The following is a 16543-nucleotide window of genomic DNA, read 5'->3' as shown; positions in this document are numbered from 1 at the left end:
TACCTGACGTCTGTCGTCGACAAGAACGGCAACACGCAGACGTACACGTACGAGCAGCACAAGACCCAGGGCAAGGCGGCGAAGTTCCTCGCCTACGTCACCGACCCGGCGGGCCGGCAGTCCCTGACGCTCGACTACTACAAGAGGGGCGACGCGTCGTACGACTACATCGACGGCACGGGCGCCAAGGTCTCCGGCACGAGCCTGACCGACCCGGACATCTACGACCACGTCAAGTCGATCACCGACATCTCGGGTCGCAAGGTCTCCTTCTACTACACGGTCGAGGGCCTGCTGGGCCAGTTCACCGACGGCGACGGCTCCAGCCAGCCGAAGAACTTCAAGTTCACCTACGACGCCGTCCAGGGCAACAAGAACGTCAAGCTGGTCACGGCCACCGACCCGCGCGGCCACGACACCAAGCTGGCGTACAACGAGCCGAAGGCGGGTGACGACCCCAAGTACCACTGGTGGACGAAGACCATCACCGACCGTCTCGGCGGCGACACCGGTTTCGTGTATGCGGTGGACACGGCGAACACGAAGTTCACCGACACCACGGTGACGGATGCCGAGACGCACGCCACGAAGTACGTCACCGACGACTTCGGACGCCCGGTGCAGACGACCAACCCCAAGTCCCAGACCACGAAGATGAGCTGGGACGCGGACAACAACGTCACCTATCTGGAGGAGGACAACGGCGCCAAGACCGCGTACTGCTACGACCAGAAGACGGGCTACCCGCTCTGGCAGCGCGACGCGGAGAACAACAAGGCGGGCGTGCCGGACCAGACGTCCACCTGCGTGACCGACAGCTCCAAGTGGCCGGCCAACGCATCGAAGTACGAGTACCAGACGCGTGCCGACGGCTTCTCGGCGGACCTGTTCCGCAAGACGTCGCCGGAGGGCCGGGCCTGGCAGTTCGGGTACGACAGCTTCGGCAACCTGAAGACGGTCACGGACCCGAAGGGGGTCGCGACGGCGACGGCGGGTGACTACACCACGTCGTACGAGTACGACGCCTACGGCGAAATGACCAAGGCGACGGACGCCAACGGGAACCCGACGACGTACAGCGGCTTCGGGCCGACCGGTTACCCGGCGACGATCATCGACGCGAAGAGTTTCGCGACGACGTTCGCCTACGACGACCGGGGCCAGGTCACCCAGGTCACCGACGCTGACAGCAAAGTGACCACGCAGACGTACGACACGTACGGGCGTCCGCTGGTCAGGACGGTGCCGAAGGAATCCGGTGCCGTGATCACCACCCTGGCGCCGGTGTACGACGAGAATGACAACGTCACGAAGTCGACGGCACCCAACGGCGCCGTCTCGACAGCGGTGTACGACAATGCGGACCAGGTCACCTCGGCGACCGCCCCGGCGAACAACCAGACCGGCGCGCGTACCACGTCGTACACGTACGACAAGGCCGGCAACCTGAAGACGACGACCGAGCCCAAGGGCACGGCGACGACGACCGATTCGACCGACTACGTCACCACGAACAACTACGACGAGATCTACCAGCTCACGTCCGTGGTCAACGCGAACAGTGACAAGCTCTCGTACGAGTACGACGACGTCGGCAACGTCACCAAGGTCATCGACCCGAAGAAGAATGCGACGGCCGACACGACCGACTACACCGCCAAGACCGACTACGACCTGGACCACCGGGTCACAGTCGTCACGGATGCGGCCGGCAAGACCACCCAGAAGGGCTACGACAAGGACGGCCTGGTCACCTCGGCCACGGACGCCGAGAACAACACCACGCTCATCACCTACGACGAGCGCGGCAAGCAGACCGAGGTCAAGGTCCCGCACGAGGGCGCCACGAGGCGGTCGACGAAGTACGAGTACGACCAGGTCGGCAACACCACCAAGGTGCTCACGCCACGCGCGACGGCGGCCGGTTCCACCGACGCTTTCACGGTCCGCACGTCGTACGACGAGCTGAACCGCCCGGCCAAGCAGTACCAGCCCTATGACCCGGCGGACAGCCGCTACAACGACCCGAACGTCTACACGGAGACCGTCTACGACAAGGTCGGGCGGGTGGCGAAGACTTCACTGCCCGCGTCGGACGGTGAAACCGTCCGCAACGACACCACCTACAGCTATTTTGATAACGGCTGGGTGAGGTCGTCCGTGGACCAGTGGGACATCGTCACGACCTACGACTACAACGAGCTGGGCCAGCAGACCAAGCGGACCCTGACCTCGGCAGGCGGCTCCTCGGACCGCACGATGTCGTGGTCCTACTACCCCGACGGTTCGCTGAAGTCCCGCTCGGACGACGGTGTCCCGGCGGGCAAGTCGGTTGTCCTGGTCGACAACTCCGACACCCAGAACACCTCGAAGACCGGCACCTGGACCAAGGGAGACGTCACCGGCCAGCAGGGCTACAACCACGAGACCCACGCGGCCGGCACCGGCACGGACGCCTACACGTGGACGCTCAACATCCCCAAGGACGGCACGTACGCCGCGTACGTGAAGTTCCCGAAGGTGACGGGCGCCGCTACGACGGCGAAGTACACGTTGACGTACGACGGCGGGACGACCGACAAGACGATCGACCAGAACGCCACCGCGAACCAGGGCACCTGGGTCTCGCTGGGCTCCTTCGCCTTCAAGCAGGGCAACGCGGCCAAGCTGCAGCTGTTCCAGAACAGCGGCGGCACGGTCGTGGCGGACGGCGTCAAGCTCGTCCGGGACACCACCGGCGACCCGGCGGACACGGAGAAGGACAACTTCGCCTACTCCTACGACCTCAACGGCAACCTGACCCAGATCGAAGACACCTCGTCCACGGCGAAGATCGACTCGTACGCGGTCGCCTACACGGGCCTCAACCAGGTCCAGAAGGTGAGCGAGTCGCTGGCCGGGGTGGAGAAGAAGTCCACGTCGTACACGTACGACGCGAACGGCCAGCCGGACACGATCACGCACCCGGACCAGTTCTCCAAGTACACGTACGACCTGCGTGAGCTGGTGAAGACCGTCTCGGTCGGCAAGTCCCCCACGGACGCGTCGCCGAAGGTGACGTCGTACACGTACACCGACCGCGGCCAGGAGCTCCAGGAGACCAAGGCCAACGGCAACACCGTCGACTACACGTACTACCTGGACGCAGCTCTCAAGTCGGCTACGGAGAAGAAGCCCAACGGCACCCTCGTCGACTCGCACACCTACGCCTACGACCCGAACGGCAACAAGTCGCAGGACGTGGCGAGGAAGATGAACGCCGATAACCACTCGGCGTACCTCGACTCCACCACGGACTACACCTACGACCCGGCCGACCGGCTGAAGCAGGCGGTGAAGACCGGCAACGGCGCGGGGACGGAGACATACGTCCACGACAACAATGCCAATGTCATCAGCGAGACGGTCAAGGGCACCACGACCGCGTACGAGTACGACCGTAACCGCCTGCTGCGCGCCACGGTCGGTAGTGCCGTCGCCAAGTACAACTACGACCCGTTCGGTCGCCAGGACTCGGTGACGTCGGCGTCGGACGGGAAGATCATCTCCCGGAGTGTGTACGACGGCTTCGACCACATCGTGGAGTCCCAGAAGACGGACGCCACGGGCGCGCTGAAGTCGACCGCGTACACGTACGACCCGCTCGACCGGACCACCGCGAAGACCGCCGACGGTAAGACGACGGACTACGAGTACCTGGGCCTGTCGAACGAGGTCCTGGACGAGAAGGTCGCCGGCACGCTGACCAAGTCGTACCAGTACAGCCCGTGGGGCGAGCGCCTGTCGCAGATCAAGTACAACAGCGACGGCACGAGCGAAGACGGCTACTACGGCTACAACGGCCACACCGACGTCGAGACCCTCACGGACAAGAACGGTGACACGAAGGCGACGTACGGCTACACCGCCTACGGCTCCGACGACACGTCCGAGTTCACCGGCATCGACAAGCCGGACGCGGCCGACCCGACAAAGGAGGCATACAACCCGTACCGGTTCAACGCCAAGCGCTGGGACGCCCAGTCCGGCACCTACGACATGGGCTTCCGCGACTACGACCCGGGCCTGGGCCGGTTCACCACCCGGGACATGTACAACGGCGCCCTTGCCGACATGGACCTGGGAGCGGACCCCTACACCAGCAACCGCTACGCCTTCGCCGGGGGGAACCCCGTTTCAGGTGTCGAGGTCGATGGCCACACGTCGGTCGATGCCATGTGTGAGGGCGTCAGGGGCTGCACGGCCGTCACGATCAACCGTACGCCGAACCCGATCAACAAGAACGACAAGCCGTGGAAGTACAACGCGTCCAGGCACAACCGGGCGCGGGACGCCGCGGCGTCCGTGATCCGGTTGCAGGGGGTGATGCGCACCGGTAATCCTTGGGCCGCGTTCCAGGTGAAAACCGAGTGTGGTGTCGATGGGGCGAGCAAAAAGAAAACAGGGAACCCCGGCGCTGCGGACATCTGCTACACGGAGGGCAACAAGCTCTTCGTGTGGGAGGTGAAGAGCGCCGGTGTCGCAAACACCGGTAAGGGAGAGCTGGCCGGCTACATCGAGCGGATGAAGGAGGACCCTGCGTACAAGGGCCTCGACATCGTGCCGGGCTTCGATCTGTCGATGCCCGCAGTCGGGTACGTCAAGGAGACGGACCAGACGGTGGTCGCCACCTCGCATCCGACGGACGAGGGGGTAATCGTCTACACCGCCGCCAAGGCGGCGCCCCCGCGCGTCATTATCCCGGACCCGATTGAGGAGCCTGTCAAGGAGCCTGGTCCGAGCACGCTGGACAAGTTCCGGGACTGGTGGCACAGGAACATCACCAATCACGACTGGTCAAACAATCCGTGGACGCCTGAGAGTCCTGTCGGCGGCCCGATATTTGTTCCGGTGTTTCCGTGAATGAGTGATCGGTAAGTCGTGACGGGCCCCTCCTGTTCATTGCATGGCAGGAGGGGCCCGCTCGCTGGGCGGCGGTAAGATATGCATTGCCTCCGGCGTGGTATCTGGCAGAACTGTGATACGGGAGAATCGATGGGATATTGGGGATATTTCGCTGTTGCCGAATCTGCCTCCCCCCTTGGGGACCTGGCCTGTACACGGGCGATCCCGAGGCTGACGCTGAATCGACGCCTGTCGGGAGATTGGCAGGTCTGGGAGCATCCGGCGGAGCCCGACATCGAGGCTGATGACCTGGCCCTTGCTCTTGCCGAGGAAACCGGCAAGCCTGCGCTTGTCGGATTTGTGATGGACAGCGATTGCGTGGTGATCGAGGCCGCCGACTCCAGCAATGGGGCTTGGACTGCCTGTCTGAGTCCCAAAGCGATGGCGGGCTATTTGGCTGAAGACGGGCAGCGGCTGGAGGACTGGATGCTGACACCGGAACAGGCTGCGGAACGTGCCGTCAACTGGGGTCGCTTGACGGGGCGCCAGGTGGCGACAGCTCCGCTGGTCGAGATCTTCCAAAAGGAGGCCGACCCGTTCGCAGAGGATCTTTTCTTCGCCTTGCTGGGGAGTCTGAGTCTCGGGTGAGAGTGAGTATCATCGCGCCTCGGCCCCGTCGGGTCGCTTCCGTGACTCTTTCTGTGATCGGGGGGATGGCACTGTTGTGAGGACGCTGGGACATGCCGGTCAGTAGGGCGCCATCACCGAGACGCCGATCACCCGCTCGAGCGGCCAGTCAGGGGCCCGTATGCCGTGCCCGCGGGCCTGGCCGCCCCCGTCCTCGTGCGACGCAGAGTGCTACACCGAGGCCTGAGTACTGTTCGGCAACGTTGTGGTCCAGAACAGCCCGGATTGGCAGACGACATGTTGAGGGCCGAAGAGTTGGAGGCCGTGCTTCCGTCGATGAAACGGTGGCGAGTGCCCGGGGGCGCAGCGTGGACTGGGTCGCCCTTGAGGCGGTCCTCGGGAAGGGGCTGCCCTCGGACTTCCGCGCTCTGGCGGAGGCGTACCCGGTCCTGGTCGTCGACGACTTCCTGAGCGTGTCCGTTCCCCGGCCCGGCACCGAGGCGTCCTGGGCGTCCGAGGCCAGGGAGGACGCGATCCTCCAGGACCTGTACGAGATGGGCTACACCGAGGACTGCGTTCCCTTCCCGCAGCCGGGAGGCCTGATCTCCTGGGCGGAGTCCAATTCGGGGGACTCCTTCTACTGGAAGACGAGCCCCGCGGACCCGGACGCATGGCCGGTCGTCGTCCGCGGGGACAACGGCGACTGGTCGGAGTTCCCGGTCGGTGCCGTCGAGTTCCTGGCCGGCGTGTACGGGCGCACCATCGACGTGCCGGGCATACCCAGGGACTTCCCCGGCGAAAACCCGCAAGTGCTGGGCCTGAGCGACCGCACCGACTGATCGGGAGCCGAGCCCCACCGCATGTGAAGAACGATCGCCCCCGGGACTCCCGGGAGGGGCTTCGCGTGTCCCCTTTGTGCCGGGGTTCGCTGTCGCGCCGCCGGCTGCTGTATAACCGCGCCGCCATCGAACTCCCCCCGAAGGGCTGTGACGTGCTGTCCGGAATACGTGTCCGTCTGAGTGGGCGCCGTGCCGTCGGTGTCGTATTGGTCGTGGCTGCCGTGGCCGTGTCGTCCGGATGCTCGCCGCATGACGGCAAGCGAAAGCCGGCGGGGCGGCATACCCCCTCGAAGACCGCGCAGGCCGAACCGGAGCCGAAGGGTAAACGGAAGCCGGAGCCGAAGACCGCTGCCCAGTTCGTTGCCCGTGCCCGGGAGGCCATGGGGGCTGAGAAGGGCTGGACGTTCGCCCTGCGGGGCAGCGAGTCCGCCGTCATGCAGGGGCAGGCGCCGTCGAGTGCGACGTACGCAGCGACCGTGCACCGGACCACCGCCCCCGTCGCCCTCCAGCAGACCGGTACGGTCACCACCAGCAAGGGCGAGCGCAAGCCCGAGGCGGTGTATGTCGTCGGAGGCACGGGTTACGTCAAAGAGGGTGCTGAGCGGTGGAAGAAGGGGGCGCTCTCCGACCCCGATATCGCCAATGACGTCGAGGATCCCTTGGCCGATCTGGACGCGTTCGCGGAGTACGCCAAGAGTGCGACGGTGAGCCGTACGGGGGCGGGCGTGCGACTTCGGGTCAGCGCGTCCGGATGGCAGTTGCCCACTGCCCGGAGCCGTCCCGCGCTCAAGCGAGCCGTGCGCGAGGCAGAGCCCACGCTGGCTCAGTTGCGCAAGGCCGGGGTGACGGCGACCGACAACCAGATCACGCTCAAGAGCTTCAGCGAGACGTGGGACCTGGGCGACGGGGCGCAGGGGTACCGGGTCGCGTCACACCGGTACGCGTTCACGTTCCTCGTGCCGTTCCAGAGCGGGGACATCGCGGTGAGTCAGGAGGTACGGGCTGACAGCCGTGGGGTGTTCAGCGGGCACGTGGCCTTGCCGTCCGGGGTGGAGTGACCTGGGCAACGCCGGACGCACAGCCGGCGAAAAGGTTGTAGGCCGCACGTGACTTTCTTGTGTGGTGCATGACACGTGTGTGCACCTGTGATGTTCAACGCCCGGTATCCGCTTGGTCAACCAGGGGGGATCCGATCTCAGTTTCTCCCCGGAATCGAGCAAAGGGGGAACCAACCGTGGCCGAAGTGGACGAACGGGTGCCGTGCGCGGATGAGATGCGTTCGTACGCGGCGGACTTCCTCGCACGTGCCACCGCCCGCAACCGGCTGCCGCTGGACTACTCCGAGCGCAGCCTGCGGGTCGTCGACTTCCTGATCGACGGCCTGCGCAAGGGCGGGGCCGACCGCGAAGGCGCCCGCAGCGCGCTGCTCGGGCTCGGGGCCTACGTCGGTGAGGTGCTCGTGCGCCGGGCGGGGGCGGTCTGGGTGGACTTCGACGTGGACCAGCGCGTCTACTTCGGGCAGCCGGTCGGTGTGCGGATGCCGGACGGACGGGTCTGGAACCCCCTCGGCAAGGTCCTCAACCGCTTCGAACTGGGCGGTCCGGGGGAGTCGTTGCAGACCTTCTGGCTGACGCTGCACGGGCGGGCGCGGAGGGCTGCAGCCTGATGGCCGGTCAGGAGGCCGTCGACGTCGCCTACGGCGAGGGCTGGGACCCCGGGCGTGGGGCCGTGCTCGGGCCGATCAGCGCCGCGACGGCGGCCGAACGGGACGCGGCGGGTCTGCCGTACGCGGTGGTGCTGCGACAGGGAGGCAGCCCCGCGGCGATCGTCGCGCACGTGGCCTGGGAGCGTCACTTCCTCGGGCTGTGGGGGTACGACATGCAGGGGCGGCGGTTCGTCGAGATGGAGCTGCGGCGCCTGGAGGCGGACCGGCTCTTCTTCGCGTACCAGCGCGCCTGGGCGTACAAGGGCGAGGCCATGCCCGAGTTCGCGGCGGACGCCGGACGGCTGACCATCGAGCTTCGGCCGGACGGAAGCGGTCGGCAGATCGTCGAGCCGCAGGGCGACAAGGGGGGCTCGCTCCACACCATCGCGGATGTGCCCGAGGAGCGGCGGTGGTTCCCGGCGCCGGAATTCGGGCGTTGGCAGGGCCTGTTCACCGTGCTCGGCTTCGAGGGCTCCGACGGCTGTGAACTGCGCCAAGTCCCGGATGTGCCGGAGGACGAGCCCGCCGAGCCCAACTGGCGGCCACCCCGGCCGATGCGGCCGCGGCATCTGAACGAACTGTTCACCTCGGGTGCCCACTTCACGACCGACGAGGAGTACACCGTCCGTGACCCGACTGCGGCCGGGACACTGCACCTGCCCAGCGGACGCCTGGTGGCGCGCGACCCCACGTACGGCGCCTGCGCGGAGGACGCCGGGTTCACCGTGAAGGTGCCGCCGGGGAGTTACCCGGTGCAGCTGGCCTCCGCCGGCTACACGGCCGAGCACCACGGCCGGACGATCGTCATCGACGAGTACACCGCGGTCCGCGTGCTGATCTCCGAACGGCGGACGGTGACCTGGGAGTCGGCGCTGCTCGCGGGCCAGGACGAACGCCTGCTGCGGGACGGGGAGTTCTACGGCTTCGGCGTGGATTCCGGCACCGGTTCCTTCGTCGACGCGTCCATGGCCGGGGAACTGGGCAAACGGTTCTGGGACCGCCAGGTCGCGGGAACGGGGGAAGAGGACGGCAACGGCATCTCGGTCCTCGACGATGCGGCCACCGGCACCAACCTGATCGCCTACCCCAGCGGTCGCGGAGACGGCTCCTATCCCGTGTGGATCGGCAGGGACGCGGACGGCGGGGTCACCTGCTTCGTGGCGGACATGCTCGTCCTGCACGAGGCCACGCTCACCACCGCCTCCCCCGCTTCCTGAGCTCGTGAACGTGCTCGTGGACGCCCTGGTGGTGGTGTCGGTCGTCCTCTCCCTGGTGCTCGCCCCGCGTGTGGTGGCCCGGTGTGCGGCGCCGTCCGGCGGCCCGGCGGCTCGTCGGGCACTGTCCCCGCTCCCCGCCCTGGCGGTGGTGACCGGCCTCGTCTACGTCAACCAGGTGCTGTTCACCGTGTACGTGCTGCGCGTCCACGGCGGCGATCCGTCCTTCGTCGCGCGATATCTGCCGACGGGATGGTTCGAGCTCGCCACCGGAAGCCCCGGTCTGCGGTGGCTCGCCGACGGCTTCCCCGCCCCCGAGCTTCTCGCTCCCTCGGTCCTGCGCATCCAGGCCTTCCTCGAACTCCCCTTCGTCCTGCTGGCGTTCGCGACCGTCGTGCGGTGGCTCGACATGGACTTGTACCGAGAGGTCGTCCGGTCGGCCCTGCTGCCGCTCGCCTCCGTGTCGTACACCGTCGTGTTCTGTCTGGTGGAGTGGGATCTGCGGAATCCCTACACGGTCGACGACATCGTCGTGCGGGGTGTCTCGGCCGTCCTGACCCCTTGTCTCCTCCGGTGGCTCGCGGCTCGTGACTCGGAGACCGGCCGCACCCCCGCCTCCGTGCCGGGACTGCTCGTGTTCATCGCGTCGCTCGGAGCGCTGGGCGCGCTCGTCCTCGTCGTCTACGACACCGCTCTGCTCTACAACCTGGGGAGGCTGGGTGAGCGTCTGCCGGTGGCCGCGGCGGCCGTCGTCGCGCTCGCCGGCCTCCGCCGTGCCGCCTCACGCCTGCGGGAGCCGGACGTCCCCGGACCCACCCTCGCCTTCGCGCGGCACGCCCTCGGCCACTGGCTCGCCCTGTTCTTCCTGCCCGCCCTCGCCATCCGGTACGGAGTCATGTTCGGGACTCCTCAGCTGTCCGCGGCGGCGGGACTCGTGGGCGCCGTGACGGCCACGGCCCTCGCCTGGCGGGACACGGCGGTCGACGCGAAGCGGCTCGGGTCCGCCGTACTCACCGCCGCCGGTGCCGCCTGGGCCGCCACCCGGGCGACTCCGGCGGCGTACTACGAAGTCACCCTGCTGACCGCGACGGCCGCCTTCCTCGTCACGGGCATCGTCGTCGGCGGGCTCCTCGACATGCGCGGGCCCTGGACGATCGATTCCAACGGGTGAGCGGTGAGCCGACCGTTACGATCAGGCCCGGGATGTGGGAGCTCGGGGGAGAGTGGCCGGTGGGTGGCATGGCGGGTCTCGGTCGCCGGGCGATGCTCGCGCTTGGCGCGGGGATGCTGCTCACAGCGTGTACGTCGACTGCGAAGGGCACAGACAGCGCCAAGGTCCGCACGGACCTGGAGCCCCTGGAGCGCCGGTTCGCCGCGCTCGGGCCGCTGTCCGGCGCGCACTGGCTCGGGATCGCGTTGGGTACCGATTCGAGGGTGTCCGTTCCGGGCCCTACCGATGTTCGAGTCGTGGGAACGGCTCGGTTGAGGGCAGGTTCCGTGGCTGCTGTCACGGGTGCACCGCACCGGAGCTTCCACCCTGAGACGCCAAGCCGGCTGCCAGCTGAACTCGCCGAGTTCATGCCCGCGGGAGCCAGGTGGGTCCGGAGCGACACCTTCGACCGTGAGATGACGGGCGGGACGTACTTCGGCACGTTCCATCTCGATTCAGGCACGGACACGGTCTACTTCGACACGACCAATCCGACGGTTTCCGCCGGCTCCGGCCCCTGATCGAGTCCTGCGACCATCTGCGAGTCTCTTGGACTCGTGCATCTAGTCCGCCGTGACTCCCCAATGGGCGATGTGGGTCGGTTCGCCACCCGTGTAGAGCACCGTGCATCTGCCCTGTGCCCCAGCCGGGAATTCCAGTCGCTCGGAGTCCAGGGCCTCGTCCCAGTCGGCGTACGTGGGGCGGCCGTCGGGGGCGAAGGCGCGGATCTCCTCCTCCGTCAGCGGGCGCATGAAGGGGCCGCCGTCGGGGTCCGTGGCGTCGATCATCACGGGGAAGTCCAGAACCGTGGCCGTGCCGCCGGTGAAGATGTACTCCTGCCAGGCCGGGTCCCGCCACAGCTCCTCGATCGTGCGGCCCTCACCGAAGCCGTGGTCGTCATCGGCCAGTTCCTCAGCCTGGGCCCGGCGGAACGCCGCTTCCAGGTCACGCTGGTACGGGCCGGTGTTCGTCCAGCAGTTGCCACCCATGTCACTGCCTTCCTTCCGCGATCTTCGTTCGGGGCAGCGTAGGAGGCGGCACTGACGGTCGTGCGAATAGTCCGCTATATCCGGTCGCTCGCGATGGCGATTCCAACTCCTGTATAACCGGCGCTCGTTCAGGCCCGCTGCTTCCGGCCGTGCCTTCGCATGTCTCCGCACGTCTCCGTTCTCACCCACCGAAGGGTCTCTTCGTGCTGCCCGCTTCGCGATCCCGTGCCCGTATGTGCTCCGCCGCGCTGGCCGTCGCCGGTGCTCTGCTGCTGTCGGCCTGTGGGCAGGAGGAAGGCGGTGGGGGAGGGGCGGAGTCCGGTGACGCGGCGGAGAGCGTCGCCGTCGGGGCATCGGCGGCTTCCGGCACGTCCAGTGCGTCCGCCTCCGCCTCTGCCACACCCTCCGCGTCCGCGTCCGCCTCCGCCTCCGCGTCCGCCTCGACGAAGGCCGAGCCGAGTGCCTCCGCCTCGTCCACCAGCTCGTCGGCCGCGGGCGGCACGCGCCAGAGCCGCGAGGCCCCCACCGCCGTCAGCGCCCCCAACTTCCCCGTGCCCGCCGATCCCGGCAACGCCACCCAGCTCATCACCGTGAAGTCCAGCGGCTCGTACGCCACGGTGACCGCCTGGTCCAAGGGAGCCTCGGGATGGAAGGCGCAGTTCAGCACGACCGCCGGGCGTGTCGGCAGCAACGGGGTCGTGGCGGGGTCGACCCGGCGGCAGGGTACGTACACCACTCCCACCGGGACCTACACCCTCACCGAGGGGTTCGGCGTCGAGGCGGGCGGGACGAGCATGCCGTACACGCGGGTGAACTCGACGCACTGGTGGGTCGAGGACCCGGAGTCGAAGTACTACAACTCGATGCACACCGCCGCCGGCGCGGACTTCCCGCTCACCGAGAGCGGTGACCGGGGCAGCGAGCACCTCGTCGATCACTCCGTGCAGTACGCCAAGGCGCTCGTCATCGACTTCAACCGGTGGCCCGCCGTGCCCGGCCGCGGTGCCGGAATCTTCCTGCACGTCAACGGTCAGGGCGCGACCGCCGGTTGTGTGTCCGTGCCGCGCGCCACGATGGACCTGATCATGGGGTGGATACGGCCCGCCGCGCATCCGCGCATCGCCATCGGCTGACGGTGCCCCCACCGAGGGGCGACCGGCGAGAGTCCTGAGGGCTGTGACAAATCTGTGAGCCCCGGCGCTGATCACCGTGGGGCATGCGGCACGGGCGGCCGTGTCGCACCACGCCGATTCGGGGCGAGCGCGGGCACGGGCCCGGGCCGGGTACGGACGAGGACGGTTCTTGGGCCAGGGAGGAGAGCCCCGTCGCCTGCAGGCACGCGACGGGGAGCTGGGCACGGCCGTCGCGCGGGCCCAGGACGGTGACGAGACCGCCTTCGGGGTGGCCTACCGGATCGTGCAGCCCGGCCTGCTCGGCTATCTGCGCGGCCTCGTCGGCGAGGAGGCGGAGGACGTGGCCTCCGACGCCTGGCTGGAGATAGCCCGCGACCTCGGGAGGTTCCGGGGCGACGGCGCCGGTTTCCGCGGCTGGACCGCGACCATCGCCCGCCACCGGGCGCTGGACCACCTGCGCAGACAGCGGGTGCGGCCCCGGTCGGCGGCGCTCGAACAGGATGTACTGGACCTGCCGGGACCGCACAGCACCCAGGACCAGGCGCTGGAGTCCATCTCCACCGAGCGCGCCCTGGAACTGGTCCGGTCACTGCCGCGCGACCAGGCCGAGGCCGTCCTGCTGCGGGTGGTCGTCGGCCTCGACGGCCCCGCCGTCGCGCGTGTCCTCGGCAAGCGCCCGGGCGCGGTCCGCACGGCCGCGTACCGCGGGCTGAAGCGACTCGCCCGCCAGCTGGGCGACGGGGGCCACGCGGACGCGCGCGTGACGGATGACGGTCCCCGGACGCTGGGGGAGTCGAAATGAACGGCGACGGCCACCGGCCGTATACATCCACGAGAACCAGTGGGGCGCGGCCCCCGGCGGACCCGAGGGGCCGGGCGGGACGGATCAGGAACGGGAACGGGCATGGGTGAACGGCACAGCGGCGACGGGCTGCCCGGACGCCGGCATGCGCACCCTGCCGGTCTCGTCGTGGGACCGGTGCCGGCGGACGTGGACACCGGCTTCGAGGCCCAGTTCGAGGCCGGGTTCGCCGCCGCTCTCCGGCCGGACCGGCTCGACCGCGAGGCCGAGGAGCGCGCCGTGGCCGCGTTCCGCACCGCCCGTGACTCCGGGGCACACCGCACGCGGACCCGGCGCCGGGACGACTGGCGGCCCCGGCCGCAGCGCCGCGCGAAGCTCTCCCTGAAGGCCACGCTCTGCGTGCTGTTCGCGAGCCTCACGCTGGGCGGCGTCGCGTTCGCCGCGATCGGGTCCGCCGGATCCGGGAAGCACGACGGCGGCGGGGACCGGCGCCATGACGGCCCCTCGGCGAGCGCCCCCGCACAGCCGGCCGCCGAGCCGGCCGCCCCCGCGTCGTCCGGAGCCCCTTCGGCCCGCCCGGACCACCCGGCCACCGCGGGGGACACCCTGGCCCACTGCCGCGCCTACGAGCAGGTCAAGGACCACGGCAGGGCGATGGATGCGACGGCCTGGCAGCGGCTGGTCACGGCCGCGGACGGCGAGGAGAACGTCGCCGCGTACTGCGCAGCGCAGAGCGCGCGCCCGAACGGGCCGGCCGCGAACAAGAGCAACAAACCGGATAACGGCGGCAATAGCAGCAAGAGCGGCAATAGTGGCGACAGTGGGCACAGCGGCAAGGCCGCCAACTCCGGGAAGGCCACCGGGAAGAAGTGATCCTCGGCACCCGTGGCCGGGTGTCAGGGCAACGGCCGGGGCCGCCACCCCCCACAGGAGAGGCCCCGGCCGTCGCGCTCTCGGGCCGCGCGGCGGCCCGTACTTTCTTCAGCGCCGTGAGTGCGTTTTCTGTCACACCCCGTCGTCCCCCGACGTGTCACGAGTTAGTTGCATCTTCTACGGACATGGACGAGGAACGGTTTCACGCCGTAACGTGCCTTTCGCGCCGGACCGAAGACAGGGCGTAAAGGGAGTGCGGTGCTGGGGGACGACGCGGAGCTGACCACCGCGGTACGTGCGGCACAGGACGGGGATGAGACCGCGTTCCGTACGGTGTACCGCGCGGTGCACCCGAGGCTGCTCGGATACGTACGCACGCTGGTCGGCGACCCGGACGCCGAGGACGTGACGTCGGAGGCCTGGCTGCAGATAGCCCGGGACCTCGACCGGTTCAGCGGCGACGCGGACAGGTTCCGCGGCTGGGCCGCCCGGATCGCCCGCAACCGTGCCCTGGACCACATACGGATGCGCGGCCGCCGTCCCGCGATCGGCGGCGACGAGACGGAACTGACCGGCCGGGCCGCCGAGTCCGACACGGCCGGCGAGGCCATCGAGGCCCTGACCACCGACAGCACCCTGTCCCTCATCGCGCGCCTCCCGCAGGACCAGGCCGAGGCGGTCGTGCTGCGCGTGGTGGTGGGCCTCGACGCCAAGTCCGCGGCCGAGACGCTCGGCAAGCGTGCGGGCGCCGTGCGCACCGCGGCACACCGTGGCCTGAAGCGGCTCGCGGAGCTGCTCGGCGACGATCCGGAATCGGCGGGTGTGCTGGACGCGCTCCCACCCCAGCGAGAACCGCGCCGTCGCGCGGTGTCGTCCGCAACTGTGACGCATACGCGTGCGCGGACGCAGAAGGACATGTGATGGCCGACGAGCAGTACGAGTGGCTTACCGGTGACACGGCGGAACGTCTGCTGCGTGGTGAGTCGCTGGAAGCCGTCGACGCCTCTGCCCGTGACCAGGCCGAACGGCTCGCCGAGGCGCTCGGCGCACTCTCCGCCGAGGCGGCTCCCGCGACCGCCGAACTGCCCGGTGAGCAGGGCGCCCTGGCCGCGTTCCGCAAGGCCCGCGAGGCGGCCGAGGCCGAGCGGACCGCCGCCGCGCTCGGCGACGGCACCCCCGGCAGACACTCCGGCCCGGTCGCCCGGGGTGCGGACGCGGGCCTGGTCCGGATCGGTGCCCGGTCCCGTACCGGAATCCGTGCGCGCCGCCCGCGCTGGGCCCGTCCGGTGCGCCTCGCGCTGGCCGCGGCGGTGGCCGCCGGCACGCTCGGCGGGGTCGCCATGGCCGCGGGCAGCGGGGTGCTGCCCATCCCGTTCCACGACGACCACCCGGGTCCCGCCGCCTCCGTCTCCGCCGGGCAGACAACCGGCCGGCCGCTCGACTCGCCCTCACCGAGGCCCCCGCAGGGCATCGCGCCCGGCACGCCCGGCGGCAGCTCCGGCGCGTCCGCCGGCGGTGCCCCGTCCGGCGCGGCCACCGGGCCGGACAAGGGCACCGGCAAGGGCGCCACGCCCGGTTCCGTGGACCCCTCCAGGACCGCCGGCACCTGGTGGCGGGAGACGGCCGCGGCCTGCCGCGACCTCAGGGACGGCAAGGAGCTGGGCAACGACCGCAAGCGGGCCCTCGAGGGTCTGGCGGGCGGCTCCACGCGGGTGACCAAGTACTGCAAGTCCGTCCTGGCCGGCCTGACCACCTCCGGCGGCGAGGGCAAGGGCGACGCCGGCGGCACCGACGGCGGCCCCGGCAAGGGCAAGGGCGAGGACAACGGGGACGGCAAGGGGGACGGCAACGGCCAGGGCGACGACGACGGCCACCCCGGCCGGGGGCACGGACACCACGGCCGCCACCGGGGCAGCGTCGCCTCTCCCGCGCCCTCGGCCTTCACACCGGCGGCCCCGACGGGGCAGACGATCACGCCGGCCCCCTCGCCGAGCCCGTCGTACAGCGCACTCTGACCCTCAAACACGCCTGTGACCTGCGTTTTTATAAGTCGCGAAAATTTCTCCGTGAGGGGTGTGACGTTTCCGGCCCCCTCGACGCAGTAATGAGTGAGCCGACTGGTCATCGGCCGTCGCACTGAGCCGGGGTTCCCCCCGTACCCACGGCTCGTGCACCTGGCGGGGGGGGGGGGGGGGGGGGGGGGGGGGGGGGGGGGGGGGGGGGGGCGGGGGGGGGAGGGGGGGGGGGGGGGGGGGGGGAGAGGAGGG

At 69.4% G+C, this 16543-nt stretch carries 14 protein-coding genes; 13 read left to right on the top strand and 1 reads right to left on the bottom strand.

Annotation, left to right across the window (positions count from 1 at the left end; genetic code table 11):
• The 8 genes from AC07CM_RS43400 to AC07CM_RS43365 form a co-directional block, all read left to right on the top strand.
• Positions 1–4902, top strand: a 4902-nt coding sequence (locus tag AC07CM_RS43400) for a golvesin C-terminal-like domain-containing protein (protein WP_478882070.1), incomplete at its 5' end; no start/stop codon positions are given.
• Positions 4903–5034: 132 nt separating this feature from the next.
• A complete protein-coding gene (locus AC07CM_RS43395; protein WP_478882069.1) occupies positions 5035–5532 on the top strand; it encodes a hypothetical protein in 498 nt (165 codons plus the stop codon).
• A gap of 347 nt (positions 5533–5879) precedes the next feature.
• Positions 5880–6350 carry a hypothetical protein gene (locus AC07CM_RS43390; protein ID WP_478882068.1) on the top strand — a complete coding sequence of 157 codons (471 nt, stop codon included), beginning with the start codon at positions 5880–5882 and terminating at the stop codon, positions 6348–6350.
• A 380-nt stretch (positions 6351–6730) separates the two neighbouring features.
• Positions 6731–7408 carry a hypothetical protein gene (locus AC07CM_RS43385; RefSeq protein ID WP_478882067.1) on the top strand — a complete coding sequence of 226 codons (678 nt, stop codon included), beginning with the start codon at positions 6731–6733 and terminating at the stop codon, positions 7406–7408.
• A gap of 215 nt (positions 7409–7623) precedes the next feature.
• Positions 7624–8016, top strand: coding sequence for a hypothetical protein (locus AC07CM_RS43380; RefSeq protein ID WP_478882073.1), 393 nt, complete (start codon positions 7624–7626; stop codon positions 8014–8016).
• Positions 8016–9272, top strand: a complete 1257-nt coding sequence (locus AC07CM_RS43375) for a DUF4241 domain-containing protein (RefSeq protein WP_478882066.1) — start codon at positions 8016–8018, stop codon at positions 9270–9272. Before AC07CM_RS43380 ends, AC07CM_RS43375 begins: the two co-directional genes overlap by 1 nt.
• Positions 9273–9276: 4 nt before the next feature.
• Positions 9277–10440 (top strand): hypothetical protein, encoded by a 1164-nt coding sequence (locus AC07CM_RS43370; protein WP_478882065.1) that lies wholly within the window; start codon positions 9277–9279, stop codon positions 10438–10440.
• Positions 10437–11000 carry a hypothetical protein gene (locus tag AC07CM_RS43365; RefSeq protein ID WP_478882064.1) on the top strand — a complete coding sequence of 188 codons (564 nt, stop codon included), beginning with the start codon at positions 10437–10439 and terminating at the stop codon, positions 10998–11000. Before AC07CM_RS43370 ends, AC07CM_RS43365 begins: the two co-directional genes overlap by 4 nt.
• A 42-nt stretch (positions 11001–11042) precedes the next feature.
• Here the strand turns inward: AC07CM_RS43365 and AC07CM_RS43360 are convergent, their stop codons facing one another.
• Positions 11043–11468 (bottom strand): hypothetical protein, encoded by a 426-nt coding sequence (locus AC07CM_RS43360; RefSeq protein ID WP_478882063.1) that lies wholly within the window; start codon positions 11466–11468, stop codon positions 11043–11045.
• Positions 11469–11701: 233 nt separating this feature from the next.
• Between AC07CM_RS43360 and AC07CM_RS43355 the strand changes: the two genes are divergently transcribed.
• From AC07CM_RS43355 to AC07CM_RS43335, 5 genes are all read left to right on the top strand, one after another.
• Positions 11702–12601 (top strand): L,D-transpeptidase family protein, encoded by a 900-nt coding sequence (locus tag AC07CM_RS43355; protein ID WP_478882062.1) that lies wholly within the window; start codon positions 11702–11704, stop codon positions 12599–12601.
• 169 nt (positions 12602–12770) lie between these two features.
• Complete coding sequence (locus AC07CM_RS43350; RefSeq protein WP_478882061.1) at positions 12771–13403, top strand: RNA polymerase sigma factor; 633 nt, start codon at positions 12771–12773, stop codon at positions 13401–13403.
• Between the two features lie 102 nt (positions 13404–13505).
• A complete protein-coding gene (locus tag AC07CM_RS43345) occupies positions 13506–14276 on the top strand; it encodes a hypothetical protein (protein ID WP_478882060.1) in 771 nt (256 codons plus the stop codon).
• A 258-nt stretch (positions 14277–14534) separates the two neighbouring features.
• A complete protein-coding gene (locus AC07CM_RS43340) occupies positions 14535–15197 on the top strand; it encodes an RNA polymerase sigma factor (protein ID WP_478882059.1) in 663 nt (220 codons plus the stop codon).
• Positions 15197–16291: a hypothetical protein gene (locus tag AC07CM_RS43335; RefSeq protein ID WP_478882058.1), complete on the top strand. Its 1095-nt coding sequence runs from the start codon at positions 15197–15199 to the stop codon at positions 16289–16291. Before AC07CM_RS43340 ends, AC07CM_RS43335 begins: the two co-directional genes overlap by 1 nt.
• The last annotated feature ends 252 nt before the right edge of the window (positions 16292–16543 follow it).

Source organism: Streptomyces sp. NPDC044061, from assembly GCF_056434305.1.
The sequence above is the reverse complement of the archived record's forward strand: the minus strand, read 5'-3'. Positions and strand labels throughout refer to the sequence as shown.

Coding starts and splice junctions, on each gene's coding strand:
- AC07CM_RS43395 (WP_478882069.1), top strand. CDS start 5,035: ATGGGATATTGGGGATATTTCGCTGTTGCCGAATCTGCCTCCCCCCTT.
- AC07CM_RS43385 (WP_478882067.1), top strand. CDS start 6,731: ATGGGGGCTGAGAAGGGCTGGACGTTCGCCCTGCGGGGCAGCGAGTCC.
- AC07CM_RS43380 (WP_478882073.1), top strand. CDS start 7,624: ATGCGTTCGTACGCGGCGGACTTCCTCGCACGTGCCACCGCCCGCAAC.
- AC07CM_RS43375 (WP_478882066.1), top strand. CDS start 8,016: ATGGCCGGTCAGGAGGCCGTCGACGTCGCCTACGGCGAGGGCTGGGAC.
- AC07CM_RS43360 (WP_478882063.1), bottom strand. CDS start 11,468: ATGGGTGGCAACTGCTGGACGAACACCGGCCCGTACCAGCGTGACCTG.
- AC07CM_RS43355 (WP_478882062.1), top strand. CDS start 11,702: ATGTGCTCCGCCGCGCTGGCCGTCGCCGGTGCTCTGCTGCTGTCGGCC.
- AC07CM_RS43345 (WP_478882060.1), top strand. CDS start 13,506: ATGGGTGAACGGCACAGCGGCGACGGGCTGCCCGGACGCCGGCATGCG.
- AC07CM_RS43335 (WP_478882058.1), top strand. CDS start 15,197: ATGGCCGACGAGCAGTACGAGTGGCTTACCGGTGACACGGCGGAACGT.